General features: G+C 70.7%; 16 protein-coding genes. 13 read left to right on the top strand and 3 right to left on the bottom strand.

Annotated features, from left to right (window positions below):
• The first annotated feature begins 92 nt into the window (after positions 1–92).
• Together recO and ACR3IO_RS15970 are read left to right on the top strand one after the other, a co-directional pair.
• Positions 93–833 carry a DNA repair protein RecO gene (recO, locus tag ACR3IO_RS15975; protein ID WP_434072216.1) on the top strand — a complete coding sequence of 247 codons (741 nt, stop codon included), beginning with the start codon at positions 93–95 and terminating at the stop codon, positions 831–833.
• Entirely contained in the window at positions 830–1639 is an 810-nt protein-coding gene (locus ACR3IO_RS15970; RefSeq protein WP_434072215.1) for an isoprenyl transferase, read from the top strand. The genes recO and ACR3IO_RS15970 overlap by 4 nt, the downstream gene beginning before the upstream one ends.
• Before the next feature lie 28 nt (positions 1640–1667).
• Here ACR3IO_RS15970 and ACR3IO_RS15965 read toward each other — a convergent pair whose 3' ends face one another.
• Positions 1668–2579 carry a serine hydrolase gene (locus ACR3IO_RS15965; RefSeq protein WP_434072214.1) on the bottom strand — a complete coding sequence of 304 codons (912 nt, stop codon included), beginning with the start codon at positions 2577–2579 and terminating at the stop codon, positions 1668–1670.
• Positions 2569–3489 (bottom strand): LysR family transcriptional regulator, encoded by a 921-nt coding sequence (locus ACR3IO_RS15960; protein ID WP_434072213.1) that lies wholly within the window; start codon positions 3487–3489, stop codon positions 2569–2571. Before ACR3IO_RS15960 ends, ACR3IO_RS15965 begins: the two co-directional genes overlap by 11 nt.
• A gap of 74 nt (positions 3490–3563) precedes the next feature.
• Between ACR3IO_RS15960 and bla the strand changes: the two genes are divergently transcribed.
• The 3 genes from bla (at position 3564) to ACR3IO_RS15945 (ending at position 5363) form a co-directional block, all read left to right on the top strand.
• Positions 3564–4499 carry a class A beta-lactamase gene (gene bla / locus ACR3IO_RS15955; RefSeq protein ID WP_434072212.1) on the top strand — a complete coding sequence of 312 codons (936 nt, stop codon included), beginning with the start codon at positions 3564–3566 and terminating at the stop codon, positions 4497–4499.
• A gap of 67 nt (positions 4500–4566) precedes the next feature.
• Positions 4567–5223, top strand: a complete 657-nt coding sequence (locus tag ACR3IO_RS15950; RefSeq protein ID WP_434072211.1) for a DsbA family oxidoreductase — start codon at positions 4567–4569, stop codon at positions 5221–5223.
• Positions 5220–5363 (top strand): hypothetical protein, encoded by a 144-nt coding sequence (locus tag ACR3IO_RS15945; RefSeq protein WP_434072210.1) that lies wholly within the window; start codon positions 5220–5222, stop codon positions 5361–5363. The genes ACR3IO_RS15950 and ACR3IO_RS15945 overlap by 4 nt, the downstream gene beginning before the upstream one ends.
• Before the next feature lie 55 nt (positions 5364–5418).
• On the opposite strand, the gene ACR3IO_RS15940 is transcribed toward ACR3IO_RS15945, so the two are convergent.
• A complete protein-coding gene (locus ACR3IO_RS15940) occupies positions 5419–5898 on the bottom strand; it encodes an aminoacyl-tRNA deacylase (protein ID WP_434072209.1) in 480 nt (159 codons plus the stop codon).
• 91 nt (positions 5899–5989) lie between these two features.
• Between ACR3IO_RS15940 and dusB the strand changes: the two genes are divergently transcribed.
• The 8 genes from dusB to ACR3IO_RS15900 form a co-directional block, all read left to right on the top strand.
• On the top strand, positions 5990–7147 hold the full coding sequence (dusB, locus tag ACR3IO_RS15935) for a tRNA dihydrouridine synthase DusB (RefSeq protein ID WP_434072208.1): 1158 nt from the start codon (positions 5990–5992) through the stop codon (positions 7145–7147).
• 1 nt (position 7148) lies between these two features.
• Entirely contained in the window at positions 7149–8408 is a 1260-nt protein-coding gene (locus ACR3IO_RS15930; protein ID WP_434072207.1) for a deoxyguanosinetriphosphate triphosphohydrolase, read from the top strand.
• A 69-nt stretch (positions 8409–8477) separates the two neighbouring features.
• Complete coding sequence (dnaG, locus tag ACR3IO_RS15925) at positions 8478–10388, top strand: DNA primase (protein WP_434072206.1); 1911 nt, start codon at positions 8478–8480, stop codon at positions 10386–10388.
• A gap of 221 nt (positions 10389–10609) precedes the next feature.
• Positions 10610–12238, top strand: coding sequence for an ABC transporter substrate-binding protein (locus ACR3IO_RS15920; RefSeq protein WP_434072205.1), 1629 nt, complete (start codon positions 10610–10612; stop codon positions 12236–12238).
• A 92-nt stretch (positions 12239–12330) separates the two neighbouring features.
• Positions 12331–13425 carry an ABC transporter permease gene (locus tag ACR3IO_RS15915; protein WP_434072204.1) on the top strand — a complete coding sequence of 365 codons (1095 nt, stop codon included), beginning with the start codon at positions 12331–12333 and terminating at the stop codon, positions 13423–13425.
• Between the two features lies 1 nt (position 13426).
• A complete protein-coding gene (locus ACR3IO_RS15910; RefSeq protein WP_434072203.1) occupies positions 13427–14503 on the top strand; it encodes an ABC transporter permease in 1077 nt (358 codons plus the stop codon).
• Entirely contained in the window at positions 14500–16188 is a 1689-nt protein-coding gene (locus ACR3IO_RS15905) for a dipeptide ABC transporter ATP-binding protein (RefSeq protein WP_434072202.1), read from the top strand. Before ACR3IO_RS15910 ends, ACR3IO_RS15905 begins: the two co-directional genes overlap by 4 nt.
• Positions 16188–16817: ATP-binding cassette domain-containing protein (locus ACR3IO_RS15900; protein ID WP_434072201.1), on the top strand; the 630-nt coding region annotated here is incomplete at its 3' end. The genes ACR3IO_RS15905 and ACR3IO_RS15900, both read left to right, overlap by 1 nt.

The raw sequence follows: 16817 nt of genomic DNA, 5'->3' as shown, positions 1-16817 counted from the left end.
GGACACGAGGGCGGATGCCGCGGCATCCGACGATCGAACGCCGGTCCGCCCGTGTCGGGCGGGCATGTCGGTTCCGCGCGGGATAATGAAGGGTGCCCGTCTACCGAGATGAAGCGGTCGTGCTTCGCACCCACAAGCTGGGCGAGGCCGACCGCATCCTCACGCTCCTCACGCGGCGGCACGGCAAGGTGCGCGCGGTCGCGAAGGGCGTTCGGCGCACGGGCTCCAAGTTCGGCGCCCGCCTCGAGCCGTTCATGGTCGCCGACCTGCAGCTCTACGAGGGCCGCACGCTCGACGTCGTGACGCAGGCCGAGTCGCTCGGCTCCTACGGCGCCGACATCAGCGCCGACTACGAGGCCTACACCGCGGCCAGCGCCATGGTCGAGGCCGCCGACAAGCTCACCGAGTCCGAGGGGTCGTTGCAGCAGTACCTGCTGCTCGTGGGCGCGCTGCGCTCGCTCGCTCGCCGCGAGCACGGCGCCACGCTCACGCTCGACTCCTACCTGCTGCGCGCGCTCGCCCTCGCGGGCTGGGCGCCGAGCTTCGAGGACTGCTCCCGCTGCGGCCGGCCGGGTGAGCACACCGCGGTCGTGGTGCAGCTCGGCGGCGTCGTGTGCGACGAGGAGTGCGCGCCGCCGGGCACCCCCCGCATCGCCCGATCGACCGTGGCCCTGCTCGGTGCGCTGCTCGCGGGGGATTGGGCGTTCGTCGACCGGTCTGCCACCGGAGACCGCAACCAGGCCAGCGGCATCGTCGCCGCGTACACCCAGTGGCACCTCGAGCGGGGCCTCCGTTCGCTGCCGCACGTCTCGAGAGAACCCACCGCACCGTGACTCCCAAGCCCTACACCCACCGCGACGCGGTGCCCTATCGCCCGCTCGACTGGACGGGCGTGCATCCGCCCGCGTTCCCGAAGGGGGCGGTGCCGAACCATATCGCCATCGTCATGGACGGCAACGGCCGCTGGGCGAACCGCCGCGGCCTCACGCGCATCGAGGGCCACAAGGCCGGCGAGGCGGCCCTCCTCGACGTCGTGGCGGGCGCAATCCAGGCCGGCGTCAAGCACCTGTCGGTGTACGCGTTCTCCACCGAGAACTGGAAGCGCAGCCCCGACGAGGTGCGCTTCCTCATGGGGTACAACCGCGACGTGCTGCACCGGCGTCGCGACCAGCTGAACGAGTGGGGCGTGCGCATCCGCTGGGCCGGTCGCAAGCCGCGGCTGTGGGCGTCGGTCATCAACGAACTGCAGTTCGCCGAGAAACTCACCGCGGGCAACGACACGCTCACGCTCACGATGTGCGTGAACTACGGCGGCCGCAACGAGATCACCGACGCCGTGCGCTCGATCGCCGACGACGTGGCATCCGGTCGCCTGAAGCCGTCGGCGGTCTCCGAACGGCTCATCGCGAAGCGCCTGTACGTGCCCGACATGCCCGATGTCGACCTCTTCGTGCGCAGCTCGGGCGAGCAGCGCACCTCGAACTTCCTGCTCTGGCAGTCGGCCTACGCCGAGATGGTGTTCCTCGACACGCTCTGGCCCGACTTCTCGCGCACCGACGTGTGGGAGGCCATCGAGCTCTACGCGTCGCGCAACCGCCGCTTCGGCGGGGCGGTCGACACACCCACGGCCTCGGCGTAGCGGGCGAGCCGCCGCCCGCGGCATCCGTTCACCGTGTCGTCCGCGTCGCGCGCACCTGGTCGTGCAGGAGCCTCGCCGCGTACCCGAGCGCCTGCTCGGCGCCCGGCTGGATCCTCGCGGGCACGGACGACTCGCTGAGCACGGCGATCGCGAGACGCGCGCCGTCGGCGTGCTCGACGACGCCGACCTCGTGTCGCAGATGGAGGAATGTGCCCGTCTTCGAGAACCATGCCGCGTCGTCGGACTCGAGGTCGGGCGCGAGCCGGTGGCGCATGAGGTTCATGCCGAGCAGGCGCGTGAGCGGTTCGCGCTCGTCGGCGAGCACGGGGTCGGTCCAGACCAGCTCGAGCAGGTCGACGAGGGCTCGTGAGGTGCCGCTGTTCGCATGGGTGACGTCGAGTTGCGGGATGAGGTGGCCGCCGCCGCGGGTCGACGCCTGGATGGCGAGGGTCAGCGCCTGCGGCATCTCGTCGGGCTCGAGGCGGTTCGCGAGCGTCTCGTGCAGGTCCTGGATGGAGTGCCGGACCGTGACCTCCTGGATGCCGAGCTCGCGGAGCAGCTCGGTGACCCGTTCGGGCGGGCATCGCGCGAAGAGCGCATCGGCCGCCGTGTCGTCGCTGGCGCACACGGCCAGGTAGAGCAGGTCCTCGATCGCGACCGTGGTCGGATGCTCGAACCGGCAGAGCCCCGTGAGTCCCGGGGTGCGCTTCGACGGATCGATGCCGACCGGCTCGGCGAGGTCGAGTGCGCCCTCGTTGGCGGCCCGCAGGATCGCGAGCGCGAGCGGCAGCTTCACGACCGAGGCGAGCGGGTACGCCGCGTCGGGGTCGAGCGCGAGCTCGCGACGGGTCTCGAGGTCGCGCACGGTGATCGACGCCGAGAGGCCGGCCTCGGCGAGGGCCTCGGAGGCGTCGCGCAGCACGATCCGGTCAGGTCGCATCCGCGGGCGTCCTTCCGGCCGTGCTTCCGGCCGTGCCGAGCAGGTCGGGCAGCAACTCGCCGGTGGCGGCGAGGAATCGCGTGGCGAGGTCGGCGTCGCGATGCACGAGCGTGTAGCCCCGCATGAGGTGCAGGTCGCCGAGCGGATGCCACGCGAGGTCGGCCTCGCCCGCCTCGGATCGGGTGCAGAGCACGAGGTCGCCGTCGGCGATCGCCCGGGCGATCGCGGTGACGAGCGACGTCGCCTGCCGGAGGTGACCCGCCGCGAGTCCGGCGCCGTTGCGCACGCGTTCGAGGCGGTCGCGCACGTTCGGCACGTCGTCCTCTGGCTGCAGCCAGAGCCGGCGGCGTTCGGGCGTGCCGCGGCGCGGGCGCAGCTCGGCGAGGTAGAACGGCTCCTCGCCGGAGTCGGTGCGCTGCGCGAACCCGACGCCCAGCGGGGTCGACCAGTCGGCGCGATCGGGTTCGACGTGCTGGAGGGCCAGTTGGGCCCGCCCGGAACTCATCCACTCCGCGCGCTCGCGGGGGATGCCCTCGAGGAGCTCGACGGTGAGCGACTGGTCGGCGGCCGCGGCGCAGACGCGAGCGGCGGCTGCGGGGGAGAGGTGGCGTGGCACGGCGAGTGTGATGGGAAGCGCGCGGGCGTGGTCGGCGTCGTCGGCGAACTCCTGGGCCGCGACGACGAGCCGGATCGCGCCCGGGAGCACGCTGCGCCCGAACGGGGTGAGTGCGACGTGCCGTGAGGTGCGCTCGAAGAGGCGTGCGCCGAGGTGGGCTTCGAGGGCCGCGATGCGACGACTCGCGACGGATTGCGTCACTCCGGCGCCGACGGCGCCCGCGGTGAAACTCTCCCGTTCCGCCACGGAGACGAAGGCCTCGCAGGCCGCCATGAGGTCGAAGTTCCGCGGCATGCATGCGATTCTGGCATGAATACGGATGTTTCGTGCTTTGCCTGCATGCATCGCGCATCGAAAGACTGCCGGTCATGACCTCATCGCATGAATCGACGTCCCTGTCCCGCCGTTCACTGCTCGCCTTCGGAGGTGCCGCGACCGCCGGGATCGCAGCGGCGACCCTCACCGCGACCCCCGCATGGGCGACCCCATCGAATGCGGGCATCGACCGCCCGAAGGACCAGGGGCGGATGTTGCGCGAGCTGCGCGAGCTCGAACAGTCGTCGTCTGTGCGCATCGGCGTCCACGCCGTGGCACGGGGCGAGCGCCGGGCGTTCCGCTACCGCGCCGACGAGCGGTTCCCGATGTGCTCGCTGTTCAAGCCGATCGCGGCCGCCGCCCTCGTGCAGGAGCGCGGCTACGACGACGAGTACTGGAGCACGCCGATCCCGTTCACGGAGGACGACCTCGTCCAGGACTCGCTCGTCCTCGCCGAGCTCGACCCCCGACAGGCGAGCCCCGAGCAGCTGGCCGACGCCGCGATCCGCTTCAGCGACAACACCGCGGGAAACCTCCTCCTCAGGGAGCTCGGCGGCCCTTCGGCGATCACGGCGTTCGCGGCATCGCTCGGTGCGACCGACACCAGACTCGATCGCTGGGAGCCCGAGCTCAACGACGCGGTGCCGGGCGACCTCCGCGACACGACGACCCCCGACGACATCGCCCTCCTGTACTCGGCGCTCATCCTCGAGGACGCGGCCGGCGTGCTGGCCTCCTCGCGGCTGCGCGAATGGATGCTCCGCTGCCAGACCTCGGGGCCGCGGATTCGCGCCGGCCTGACGCCGCCCTACGAACTGGCGGACAAGACCGGTGGAGGCTCGTACGGCGTCGTGAACGACGCGGGCGTGCTCTGGCGGCCGGGAGCCGCGCCGCTGACGCTCGTCATCCTGACGCGCACCGACCGCCCCGACGCCGTGCGCAACAACGAGGTGGTCGCCGAGGCCACGCGGATCGTCGTCGGCCGCTGACACGGCGGCGGCCGGGCGGTCGCGTGATGGGGGAATACCGATGCGGATGCATGCGTTGCATTCCGTCGTGACTTCCCCCATCAAGATCGACATCTGGTCCGACATCGCCTGCCCCTGGTGCTACATCGGCAAGCGCCACCTCGAGGCCGGCCTCGACGCCCTCGGCGCCGACGCCCCCGACGTGGAGATCGAGTACCACTCGTTCGAGCTCTCGCCCGACACCCCCCTCGACTTCGAGGGTTCGACCGTCGAGTACCTCGCCGATCGCAAGGGCATGCCGGTCGAGCGCGTCGAGCAGATGCTCGAGCACGTCACGGGCGTCGCCGCGAACGCCGGCCTCGAGTACCACTTCGAGAAGGTCGCGCACACGAAGACGCTGAAGGCCCACGAACTGCTGCACTTCGCCAAGGCGAACGGCAAGCAGCTCGAGCTGAAGGAGCGCCTGCTCAAGGCGTACTTCACCGAGGGCGGTCGCGTGAACCGCATCGACGAGCTCGTCGCCTACGCCGAGGAGGTCGGCCTCGACGGCGACGCCGCACGCGAGGCGCTCGAGTCCGGTCGCTACGCCGACGGTGTGCAGGCCGACATCGCGCAGGCCGGTGCGTACGGCATCAACGGCGTGCCGTTCTTCGTGATCGACGGCAAGTACGGCATCTCGGGCGCGCAGCCGGCGGAGGTCTTCTCGCAGGCGATCAGCCAGGTCGCCGGCGAGCGCGCGGCATGAGCGGGCAGCTCGCGGATGCCGCGGCCGTGCCGGTGACGGCTGCCGCGGCGTCGCCCTTCACGATGGTGACGGGCGATCCGTCGGCCATGGTGTGCGAGGGCGACGTCTGCTTCGTGCCCGGCGCCGCGCAGGCCGAGTAGGCGCGAAGCGCCGCATCGAGACCAGCGGCTCCGTCGCGCGCTCCTCGACGCGGCGCTACTCCGGATCGCTGAGGTCGGCCACCGTCGCGCCGAACGCCTCGACGAGGCGGTCGGCGTCGACGAACAGGCTGCGACCGTGCTCGCCCGCGCCCATCGAGACGCGTCGACCGACGACGGACTCGTCGATGTAGACGGGCCACGCGGTCGTGGACCCGAGCGGCGTGATGGTGCCGCGTTCGTAGCCGGTCGCGGCGAGCGCGAGCGAGGCGTCCGGCAGCTGCAGCTTGTTCACGCCCACGAGGGCCCGCAGCTTCGGCCAGGAGATCTTGCGGCCGCCCGGCACGAGCACGAAGAGGTACGTGTCGTCGCTGCGCTTGACCACGAGCGACTTGACGATGTCGCCGGGCTCGATGCCCATCAGCTCGGCGGCCTCCTCGAGGCTGCGCGCCGCCGGACGCTCGATGATCTCGACGTCGAGGCCCCTGGCCGCGGCATCCGCTCGCACGCGTTCGGAACCCGTCAGCACCTCGTCCATGTCGTCCTCCCCAGCCTCGTCTGAGGAGATCCTAGGTGCGGGATTCGACCCGTGGGCGGGATGTCGCAGGATTCTGGGAGAATCGACGGTGATGTCACTCACTTCCACGACGCCCACCGGCCCGCTGACCATCGGCGGCCTCGAACTCGACGTGCCCGTCGTGCTCGCCCCCATGGCGGGCATCACGAACACCGCGTTCCGCCGGCTCTGCCGCGAGTTCGGCGCCGGCCTCTACGTCTCCGAGATGATCACCTCGCGTGCGCTCGTCGAGCGCACGCCCGAGTCGATGCGACTGATCACGCACCACGAGTCCGAGACGCCGCGGTCGATCCAGCTCTACGGCGTCGATCCCAAGACCGTCTCCGAGGCCGTCACCATGCTCGTCGCAGAAGACCGCGCCGACCACATCGACCTGAACTTCGGATGCCCCGTGCCCAAGGTCACGCGCAAGGGCGGCGGTGCCGCGCTGCCCTGGAAGAGCGGGCTGTTCCGCGACATCGTCGAGGGCGCCGTGAAGGCCGCGGGCGACATCCCGCTGACCATCAAGATGCGCAAGGGCATCGACGCCGACCACCTCACCTACCTCGAGGCGGGCCGCATCGCCGAGGGCGCCGGCGTCGCGTCGATCGCATTGCACGCGCGCACGGCTGCGGAGTTCTACTCGGGCCACGCCGACTGGTCGGCCATCGGTCGCCTGAAAGAGACCGTCACGGGCGTTCCCGTGCTCGGCAACGGCGACATCTGGTCCGCCGAAGACGCACTCCGCATGGTGGCCGAGACCGGCTGCGACGGCGTGGTCGTCGGGCGCGGGTGCCTCGGCCGGCCGTGGCTGTTCGGCGACCTCGCGGCGGCCTTCCGCGGCGAGTCGCAGAGCTTCCAGCCGTCGCTCGGCCAGGTCGCGCAGACCTTCCGCCGCCATGCCGAGCTGCTCACCGAGTTCTTCGACAGCGAAGAGCGCGGGTGCCGCGACATCCGCAAGCACGTCGCCTGGTACTTCAAGGGCTATCCCGTCGGGGGCGACCTCCGCGCGAGGCTCGCGACGGTCGAGTCGCTCGCGCAGCTCGACGACCTGCTCGGCACGCTCGACTGGTCGATGCCGTACCCGGGCGAGGGGGCCGAGGGGCCGCGTGGTCGCGCGGGCACGCCGAAGAACCCGTCGCTGCCCGACGGCTGGCTCGACTCGCAAGAACTCGCCGGACACGACCGCACGACGCTCGTCGACGCAGAGCTCGACACGAGCGGCGGCTGAGGTGGCATCCGAGCGACTCTTCGGCGGCTACCACGACGTCGACACCGAACGCCTGCTGCCCGAGGAGCACACCAACCGTCGCAGCGACTTCGCGCGCGATCGCGCCCGGCTGCTGCACTCCAGCGCGCTCAGGCGCCTCGCCGCGAAGACGCAGGTGCTGAGCCCCACCGCCGGCCTCGACTTCGCGCGCAATCGGCTCACGCACTCGCTCGAGGTGGCCCAGGTCGGTCGCGAGCTCGCGGACTCGCTCGGGCTCGATCCCGATGTCGTCGACACGGCCTGCCTCGCGCACGACCTCGGTCACCCGCCCTTCGGCCACAACGGCGAGAAGGCGCTCAATACCTGGGCAGACGACATCGGCGGCTTCGAGGGCAACGCGCAGACCCTGCGCATCCTCACGAGGCTCGAGCCGAAGATGTTCGGCGCCGACGGCCGCGGCTACGGCCTCAACCTCACCCGGGCGAGCCTCGACGCGAGCTGCAAGTACCCCTGGCCCGAGGCGACGTCGGTGGCAGACCCCAGCGGTCGTGCCAAGTTCGGCTTCTACCGAGACGACCTCGACGTGTTCACCTGGCTCCGCAAGGGGGCGCCCGAGCGCCGTCTCTGCATCGAGGCGCAGGTCATGGACCTCTCCGACGACATCGCCTACTCGGTGCACGACTTCGAAGACGCCGTCGTCAACGGCTACATCGACGTCGCGAGCCTCGGCGAGCGCGTCGACCACGATGCGCTCGTGAGCTCGATGTACGAGTGGATCGGCGGGGCGTACTCGCACGACGAGCTCATCGCCGCGTTCGACCGCCTCGACTCGCTCGACGGCTGGATGGACTCCTACGACGGCGGCCGGCGCGACCAGGCGCAGCTGAAGAACCTCACGAGCCAGCTCATCGGCCGCTTCGCCCGGGCGGCCACCGAGGCGACGCGCTCCGCGTTCCCGCTGGCGAGCCTCATCCGGTTCGACGCCGACGTCGTCGTGCCGCGAGAGGTGCAGGCCGAGATCGCCGTGCTCAAGGGCATCGTGGCCGCGTTCGTGATGTCCCGCAACAGCCGCCAGCCCATCTACGTGCAGCAGCGCGAGGTGCTCGTCGAGTTGGCCGACGCCCTGCTCTCGACCGGTGCCCGCGACCTCGACCCCGGGTTCGCCGAGGACTGGGCCGCGGCGGCCGACGACACGGCCCGCAAGCGCGTCGTCGTCGACCAGGTCGCGAGCCTCACCGACCAGTCGGCGCTCGCCTGGCACGAGCGCCTCATCCGCCACTGAGCCGATCGAGCCCGTCGAGTCAGTGTCGGCCGGGGCCAAGCACCTCCCGCGCGATCTAGGATGAGAGCCATGGCCGGCCGAATTCGACAGAGTGACGTCGATGAGGTGAAGGCCCGCACGAACATCGCCGACGTGGTCGGCGATCACGTGAGCCTGAAGTCCGCCGGCGTCGGATCGCTGAAGGGCCTCTGCCCCTTCCACGACGAGCGGAGCCCGAGCTTCCACGTGCGTCCCGCGCTCGGCTACTACCACTGCTTCGGCTGCGGCGAATCCGGCGACGCGTACACGTTCCTGCAGCGCATGGACCACGTGTCGTTCACCGAGGCCGTCGAGCGGCTCGCCGGCCGCCTCGGCTACGAACTGCACTACGAAGACGGTGGCCAGGCGAGCGACCACGGCAACCGGGCGCGACTGCTCGCCGCCAACCAGGCGGCATCCGAGTTCTTCCTCGAGCGGCTCTCGTCGCCCGAGGCGGAGGTCGGCCGCAGGTTCCTCGGCGAGCGCGGATTCGACGCCGAGGCCGCCAAGCGCTTCGGCGTCGGCTTCGCGCCGAAGAGTTGGGACGCCCTCACCGACCACCTGAAGGGCCGCGGGTTCACGACCGAGGAGCTCTCCGCCTCCGGACTCGTGTCGCAGGGCGACCGCGGCGTCTACGACCGCTTCCGCGGACGGCTCGTCTGGCCGATCCGCGACGTCACGGGCCAGACCGTCGGCTTCGGCGCCCGACGCCTGCTCGACGACGACAAGGGCCCCAAGTACCTCAACACCCCCGAGACCGCGGTCTACCACAAGTCCCAGGTGCTGTACGGGCTCGACCTCGCCAAGCGCGACATCTCGAAGTCGCACCGCGTGGTCGTCGTCGAGGGGTACACCGACGTCATGGCGTGCCATCTCGCGGGCGTCACGACGGCGATCGCGACGTGCGGCACGTCGTTCGGCGTCGACCACATCAAGGTGCTCCGACGGGTGCTCGGCGACGACTCGGTCGGGGGCGAGGTCGTCTTCACGTTCGACGGCGACGCGGCCGGCCAGCAGGCGGCCATGCGCGCCTTCGGCGAGGAGCAGCGCTTCTCCGCCCAGACGTTCGTCGCGGTGGCCCCCGATGGCCTCGACCCCTGCGACCTGCGCCTCGCGCGCGGCGACGCGGCGGTCCGCTCGCTCGTGGAGTCGCGCACCCCGCTGTTCGAGTTCGTGCTCCGGCACACCATCGAGCGCTACGACCTCGAGACCGTCGAGGGGCGCGTGGGCGCGCTCCGGGCCGCCGCGCCGGTCATCGCCGACATCCGCGACCCCGCGCTCCGGCCCGGGTACACGCGTGAGATCGCGCGCATGCTCGGCGTCGAGCTCGGCGAGGCGACCCGGGCCGTGCGGCAGGCCGGCTCGCAGGGTCGCGCCGCAGCGGCCGGCCAGCGCGGCGAACCGGGTGCGGCCCGGCAGACGGTGGGGGAGCGCAGCGCGCCCCGGCACGACGGCGCGGTCGCCACGGTTGCGGATGCCGCGGCCCGGCCGTTCTCGATCGCCGACCTGCCGAACGACCCCGCCACCCGGCTCGAACGCGACGCGCTCCAGGCGATGCTGCAGTACCCCGACGAGATCGGCCTCGACCTGCTGCGGCACGCGGTCGACTGCCAGTTCACGAACCCGTCGCTGTCGGTCGTGCGCGACGGCGTGGCATCCGTGCTCGCGACCGGCGAGGCCGCCGTGCGGGTCGACGCCGTCGTCGGCGAGGTGCCCGAGCCGTTCGGCGGCGTGGTGCGCCAGCTCGCGGTGGCGCCCATCCCGCAGCGCGGCAACGCCGAGCTCAGCGTGTACGTGCGCGGGGTCGTCAGCGCGCTCGTCGACCGCGAGCTGCTGCGGCAGAAGTCCGAGCTCCTCGGCCGCCTCCAGCGCACCGATCGGGCCGACACCGAGACGTACGCCGCGCTGCAGCGCGGGTTGGTCGAGCTCGAGCTCGAGCGCCGGGCCCTCCGCGGCGACTGAGCGCCGGCTGGCCGAACGATCGACGTCGCCTTTGAGTGTGCTCGACGTTGCCCCTGAGCTGTCGTCGACCATCACGGTCGCGTTGCAGAACGATAAACATTCAGGCACGAAATCCGCAGCCCCTGCGACGTGCGCGCACGTTTGTGCTACTTCTTGGGGAATACGCACACGCGCCGCGGTTGTCCGCGCCCGCGTTTCCTGACAGGAAGAGGTAGACGGATATGACATCCGCATCCACGAACCGGCGCCGCACGCTTCTCGCGGCCGCCGGCGTTTCGGTCGCCGCGCTCGCGCTGGCCGGTTGCACCGCGTCCAGCGGCGACAGCGACGCCTCCGGCACGCTGACGATCGGCACGACCGAGCAGGTCACGGCGCTCGACCCCGCCGGGTCGTACGACAACGGCTCGTTCGCCGTGATGAACCAGGTGTACCCGTTCCTCCTGAACACGCCGTACGGCAGCCCCGACGTCGAGCCCGACATCGCGGAGTCCGCCGAGTTCACCGCGCCGACCGAGTACACGGTCAAGCTGAAGCCCGGCCTGAAGTTCGCGAACGGCAACGACCTCACGGCATCAGACGTGAAGTTCACGTTCGACCGCCAGGTCGCCATCGCCGACGCGAACGGCCCGTCGTCGCTGCTCTACAACCTCGACTCGGTCGAGGCCGTCGACGACACCACGGTCGTCTTCCACCTGCTCAGCGAGAACGACCAGATCTTCCCGCAGATCCTGTCGAGCCCGGTCGGTCCGATCGTCGACGAAGATGTCTTCTCGGCCGATTCGCTCACGGCAGACGACGACATCGTCGAGGGCAACGCGTTCGCCGGCCAGTACGTCATCACGAGCTACGACTTCAACAACCTGATCTCGTACAAGGCCAACGCCGACTACGACGGCCTCCTCGGTGCTGCCAAGACCGACACGGTCAACGTGAAGTACTACACGGATGCCTCCAACCTGAAGCTCGACGTCCAGGAGGGCAACATCGACGTCGCGAACCGCACCCTCAGTGCGACCGACATCGAGGACCTCCGCGGCAACGACAACGTGAAGGTCGTCGACGGCCCCGGCGGCGAGATCCGCTACCTGGTCTTCAACTTCAACACGATGCCGTTCGGCGCGACGACCGACGAGGCCGACCCGGCGAAGGCGCTGGCCGTGCGCCAGGCGATCGCCGACCTCATCGACCGCGACGCGATCTCCGAGGACGTCTACAAGGGCACGTTCACGCCGCTCTACTCCTACGTCGCCGAGGGCCTGACCGGCGCCAACGAGTCCCTCAAGGGCCTCTACGGCGACGGCAACGGCGCGCCCGACGCCGACAAGGCGGCGGCGCGACTCGCGGATGCCGGTGTCACGACGCCGCTCGACATCTCGATCCAGTACGTGGCCGAGCGCTACGGACCCAGCTCGAGCGACGAGTACGCGATCATCAAGGAGAACCTCGAGGAGAGCGGCCTGTTCACGGTCGACCTGCAGTCCACGGAGTGGGTGCAGTACTCCGAGGACCGCGTCGCCGACCTCTACCCGGCCTACCAGCTGGGTTGGTTCCCCGACTACTCCGACGCCGACAACTACCTCACGCCGTTCTTCCTCAAGGAGAACTTCCTGTCGAACCACTACGACAACCCCGAGGTCAACGACCTGATCCTCGAGCAGGCCGTCACGGCCGACCCCGCTGCGCGCGAGAAGCTCATCGGGGAGATCCAGGACAAGGTCGCGGCCGACCTGTCCACGATCCCGTACATGCAGGGCGCGCAGGTCGCGGTCGTCGGTTCCGATGTCGAGGGCACCGAGGACACGCTCGACGCGTCGTTCAAGTTCCGCTACGCGGCGCTTTCGAAGGGCTGATCCGACCGTCTAGGCTCGGTTGAAGCTCGACGACGGGGACGACTCGCACACCAGCGGGTCGTCCCCGTTCCCCTGTACCCCCTGAGGAACCCATGAGCACTCTTGACACCCTTGCGCCCGCCGACGGCGCGCCCACGGCGGGCCGGCCGAGAACCAAGTCGCAGGGCGGGGGGTTCGCACGCTACCTGCTCGTGCGATTCCTGCTGATCTTCCCGACGATCTTCATCCTCGTCACGCTCGTGTTCTTCCTCATGCGCACGACGGGCGACCCGATCACGGCGCGGCTGGGCGACCACGCGACCCCTGCCGAGATCGCCGCCGCACGTGCCGCCGCCGGCTTCGACCGGCCGATCTTCGTGCAGTACTTCGAATACCTGGGCAAGATCGCGGTGCTCGATTTCGGCACGACGATCACCAACAACCGTCCGGTCTTCGAGGTGCTCACGACCTACGGCCCCGCGACCTTCGAGCTCGTGTTCTACTCGCTCATCATCGCCTTCGCGGTCGGCATCCCGCTCGGCTTGGCCGCCGCCTACTTCCGCGACAAGGCCCCCGACGCGTTCTTCCGAGTGCTCGCGATCTTCTGGTATGCCATTCCGATCTTCTTCGCCGGCCTGCTGCTGAAGCTCGTCTTCGCGGTGTGGCTCAAGTGGCTTCCGGTCGCCGGGCGCGCAAGCGTCGGCGCCGAGCTCCAGATGCAGGTCCTGCCCAACAAGACGGGCTTCTACACGATCGACGCGATCATGACGGGCAACCCCGCGGTGCTCGGCGACGTGCTCGCGCACGCGGTGCTGCCGTCCGTCGCGCTCGGCCTGCTCACGGCGGGCATCTTCCTGCGCCTCGTGCGCACCAACGTGATCGGCACGCTCTCGACCGACTACGTCGACGCGGCCCGCTCGCGCGGCGTCGCGGAGTCGCGACTCCTGCGCAAGCACGCGTATCGTCCGGCGCTGATCCCGATCATCACCGTGATCGGCCTGCAGATCGCACTGCTGCTCTCGGGCGCCGTGCTCACCGAGACCACCTTCGAGTGGAAGGGGCTCGGCTTCATCCTCGCGGAGTTCCTCGAGTCGCGGGACTTCGTCGCGGTGCAGGGCATCGTCGTGCTGCTGGCGATCATCGTCGCGCTCACCAACTTCATCGTGGACATCATCGCCGCGTTCATCGACCCGCGAGTGAGGTACTGACATGACCGCGGCATCCGCCCCCATCGCGCCGCCGAAGCGGCGCCTGCGCGACCGGATCCCCGTCGTGCACCAGGTGCGCCAGAGCGTCGGCCTGCAGCGCGGCATGCTCGTCGCCGGTCTCGTCATGGTCGGCGTGTTCATCCTCACGTCGTTCCTCGCACCGGTGCTCGCGCCGTACGGATTCGCCCAGCGCAAAGACGAGTCGGGCGCATTCGGCACGCAGCAGCCGCCGTCGATCGAGCACCCGTTCGGCACGACGGTCGGCGGCTACGACGTGCTCTCCCGGGTGATCTGGGGCACGCAGACCGCGATCGTCGTCATCATCGTCGCAGTGCTGCTCTCGATCTTCATCGGCGTGGCGCTCGGCCTGTACTCGGGGTACTTCGGCGGCTGGCTCGACCGCGTGCTCGTCGTCGTGTGCGACGCGATCTACGCGTTCCCGTCGCTGCTGCTCGCGATCGTGCTCTCGATCGTCATCTCGGGCGGGCAGTCGGGCCTGTGGGCCGGCGTGCTCGCGGCCGCCGGATCGATCACCGTGGTGTTCATCCCGCAGTACTTCCGCGTGATCCGCGCCGAGACCGTGCGCATCAAGGCCGAGGCGTACGTCGAGTCCGCCAAGGTGCTCGGCGCGTCGAACTCGCGCGTCGTGTTCAAGCACGTGCTGCGCAACGCGACCCGCACGCTGCCGCTCATCATCACGCTGAACTCGTCCGAGGCGATCCTCACGATGGCCGCCCTCGGCTACCTCGGCTTCGGCATCGAGCCGACCGCGGCCGCCGAGTGGGGCTACGACCTCAACAAGGCTCAGTCGGATGTCACGAGCGGCATCTGGTGGACCGCGCTGTTCCCGGGTCTCGCGATCGTCTTCACGGTGCTCGGCATCACCCTCGTGGGCGAGAGCCTGAACGACCTCGCCGATCCGCGCCTGCGCGGGCGCCGACGGGTCGCCAAGGCCGCGGGCCAGGTCGCCGAGACCTCGGTCGTGCCCGGCGGCACGCTGGTCGCCGGACCGGGAGGCATCGAGGGCCTCGAAGACGGGGAATCGTTCGACGAGCACGGAATCGAGGTCAAGCGATGAGCACGGTGGTCGACATCAGGAACCTCGGCGTCTCGTTCGCGACGGATGCCGGCGCGGTGAAGGCCGTCGACGACGTGTCGCTCACCGTCCAGCGCGGCGAGGTGCTCGCGATCGTCGGCGAGTCGGGCAGCGGCAAGACCGTCACGGCGAAGACGATCCTCGGGCTCCTGCCCGAGACGGCCACCACCAGCGGTGCGGTCGTGCTCTCGAACCGGGCGGGCACGCGGGAGAGCGACGTGGTCTCGCTGTCGAAGCAGCGGCTCCGCGACATCCGCGGCACCGATGTCGCGATGGTGTTCCAGGAGCCCTCGACGGCGTTGAACCCGGTCTACACCGTGGGCTGGCAGATCATCGAGGGGCTGCGCGCGCACGGCGAGATCTCCAAGCGCGACGCGCGGGCGAAGGCGATCGAGATCCTCGGCCGGGTCGGCATCCCCGACCCCGAGGAGCGCATCGACCACTACCCGCACCAGTTCTCGGGCGGGCAGAAGCAGCGCATCGTCATCGCGATGGCGCTGGTGCTCGAGCCGGGGCTCATCGTGGCCGACGAGCCGACGACCGCGCTCGACGTCACCGTGCAGGCCGAGATCCTCGACCTGCTGCGCCGGTGTCGCGACGAGTTCGGCGCGGCGATCGTGCTCATCACGCACAACATGGGCGTCGTCGCCGACCTCGCCGACCGCGTCGCCGTGATGTACCAGGGCAACCTCGTCGAGCAGGCTCCGGTCGGTGCGCTGTTCGCGAACCCGCAGCACGAGTACACGAAGCGCCTGCTCGCGGCGGTGCCGTTCGTCGGCCATGGCACGGTGCAGGCCCAGGCACGCGCGGCGGCACGGCCCGAGGGCTGGGCCGAGCAGACCCCTGTCGTGCAGGCGACCGGCCTCGAGATCGAGTATCCCGGCCGGTTCGGCAGCTCCGGCTTCCGCGCGGTGCGCGGGGTCGACCTCGTCATCCGCCCCGGTGAGGTACTGGGCCTCGTCGGCGAGTCCGGGTCGGGCAAGACCACCATCGGTCGTGCGATCGCCGGCCTCACCAAGGTGACCGGCGGGTCGCTGAACGTGCTCGGGGCAGAGATGAACGGCATCCGCGAGCGCCAGTTCCGGCCGCTGCGGAGCCGCATCGGGTTCGTCTTCCAGGATCCGGCGTCCAGCTTCAACCCGCTCCTCACGATCGCGGAGTGCGTGGCGGAGCCGCTCATCATCCACGGCCGTGCGCGCGACGCGCGTGCCGCCCGTGCCCGGGTCGACGAACTGCTCGAGGCCGTGCAGCTGCCCAAGGCCTACGGCGACCGCTACCCGCACGAGCTGAGCGGCGGCCAGCGCCAGCGTGCGAGCCTCGCCCGCTCGATCGCCCTCGAGCCCGAGCTGCTCATCGCCGACGAGCCCACGTCCGCGCTCGACGTGTCGGTGCAGGCGCGCGTGCTCGAGCTCTTCGCGGAGTTGCAGCGCGAGTTCGGCTTCGCGTCGCTGTTCATCAGCCACGACCTCGCGGTCGTCGACATCCTCGCCGACCGCATCGCGGTGCTCTACCACGGCGAGCTCGTCGAGGAGGGCACGGGCACCGAGGTCCTCGGGGCGCCGCAGCAGGCCTACACGCAGCGGCTGCTGGCCTCGCTGCCCGTGCCGGATCCCATCGTGCAGGCCGAGCGGCGCGAGCAGCTTCGTCTCCTGCGGGAGGCCGACTGATGGCCCCGACCGAGCACGGCTATCCGATCGTCCTCAGCGACCTGACGCTGGAGTATCCCGCCAGGGGGCCGAGCCCGGCGCACGTCGCGCTGCACGGGCTCAGCCTCACGATCGCCCCGGGGGAGGTCGTGGGCCTCCTCGGCAGCGCCGGCAGCGGTAAGAGCACGCTCGCGAAGGTCCTCTCCGGAGCGGCCTTCGATCCCAGGTCGAGCGACTCGCGACCCGTCATCACCGGCGGCGAGGCGTCCGTGCTCGGCCACCGGCTGCGTGGCCTGCCGAAGCGGCGGGTTCCCGAACTGCGGTTCCACGTCGGCTACCTCGCGCAGGATGCGGGCTCGCGCCTTCCGGCCGACCGCAGCGTCGCCGAGATCATCGCCGAGCCGATCCTCGAGCGCGACCGACGCTACAACCAGCGGGCGCTCACGACCCGCGTCGCGACCATGCTCGACAGCGTGCGGTTGCCGCTCGGCTTCCTCGAGAAGTACCCCTACGAGCTGAGCGGCGGGCCGCGCCCGCCCCCGGGGCCCCCCCCCGCGCCCGCGCCGGGGGCGCCGGGGCGCCCCCCCCCCCCGCCCCCCCCCGCCCCCCCCCCCCCCCCCCCCCCCCCGCCGGCCCCCCCCCCCCGCCCA

It is taken from the genome of Agromyces sp. Marseille-Q5079, from assembly GCF_051016555.1.
Taxonomy (GTDB): domain Bacteria; phylum Actinomycetota; class Actinomycetes; order Actinomycetales; family Microbacteriaceae; genus Agromyces.
Note: the sequence above shows the minus strand (reverse complement) of the source record. Positions and strands in the feature narration are given on the sequence as shown.

Bases quoted from the DNA above. Each gene is read 5' to 3' on its own strand.
- ACR3IO_RS15965 (WP_434072214.1), bottom strand. From the start codon at position 2,579: ATGCGACCTGACCGGATCGTGCTGCGCGACGCCTCCGAGGCCCTCGCC.
- ACR3IO_RS15960 (WP_434072213.1), bottom strand. From the start codon at position 3,489: ATGCCGCGGAACTTCGACCTCATGGCGGCCTGCGAGGCCTTCGTCTCC.
- bla (WP_434072212.1), top strand. From the start codon at position 3,564: ATGACCTCATCGCATGAATCGACGTCCCTGTCCCGCCGTTCACTGCTC.
- ACR3IO_RS15945 (WP_434072210.1), top strand. From the start codon at position 5,220: ATGAGCGGGCAGCTCGCGGATGCCGCGGCCGTGCCGGTGACGGCTGCC.
- ACR3IO_RS15940 (WP_434072209.1), bottom strand. From the start codon at position 5,898: ATGGACGAGGTGCTGACGGGTTCCGAACGCGTGCGAGCGGATGCCGCG.
- dusB (WP_434072208.1), top strand. From the start codon at position 5,990: ATGTCACTCACTTCCACGACGCCCACCGGCCCGCTGACCATCGGCGGC.
- dnaG (WP_434072206.1), top strand. From the start codon at position 8,478: ATGGCCGGCCGAATTCGACAGAGTGACGTCGATGAGGTGAAGGCCCGC.
- ACR3IO_RS15920 (WP_434072205.1), top strand. From the start codon at position 10,610: ATGACATCCGCATCCACGAACCGGCGCCGCACGCTTCTCGCGGCCGCC.
- ACR3IO_RS15915 (WP_434072204.1), top strand. From the start codon at position 12,331: ATGAGCACTCTTGACACCCTTGCGCCCGCCGACGGCGCGCCCACGGCG.
- ACR3IO_RS15910 (WP_434072203.1), top strand. From the start codon at position 13,427: ATGACCGCGGCATCCGCCCCCATCGCGCCGCCGAAGCGGCGCCTGCGC.
- ACR3IO_RS15905 (WP_434072202.1), top strand. From the start codon at position 14,500: ATGAGCACGGTGGTCGACATCAGGAACCTCGGCGTCTCGTTCGCGACG.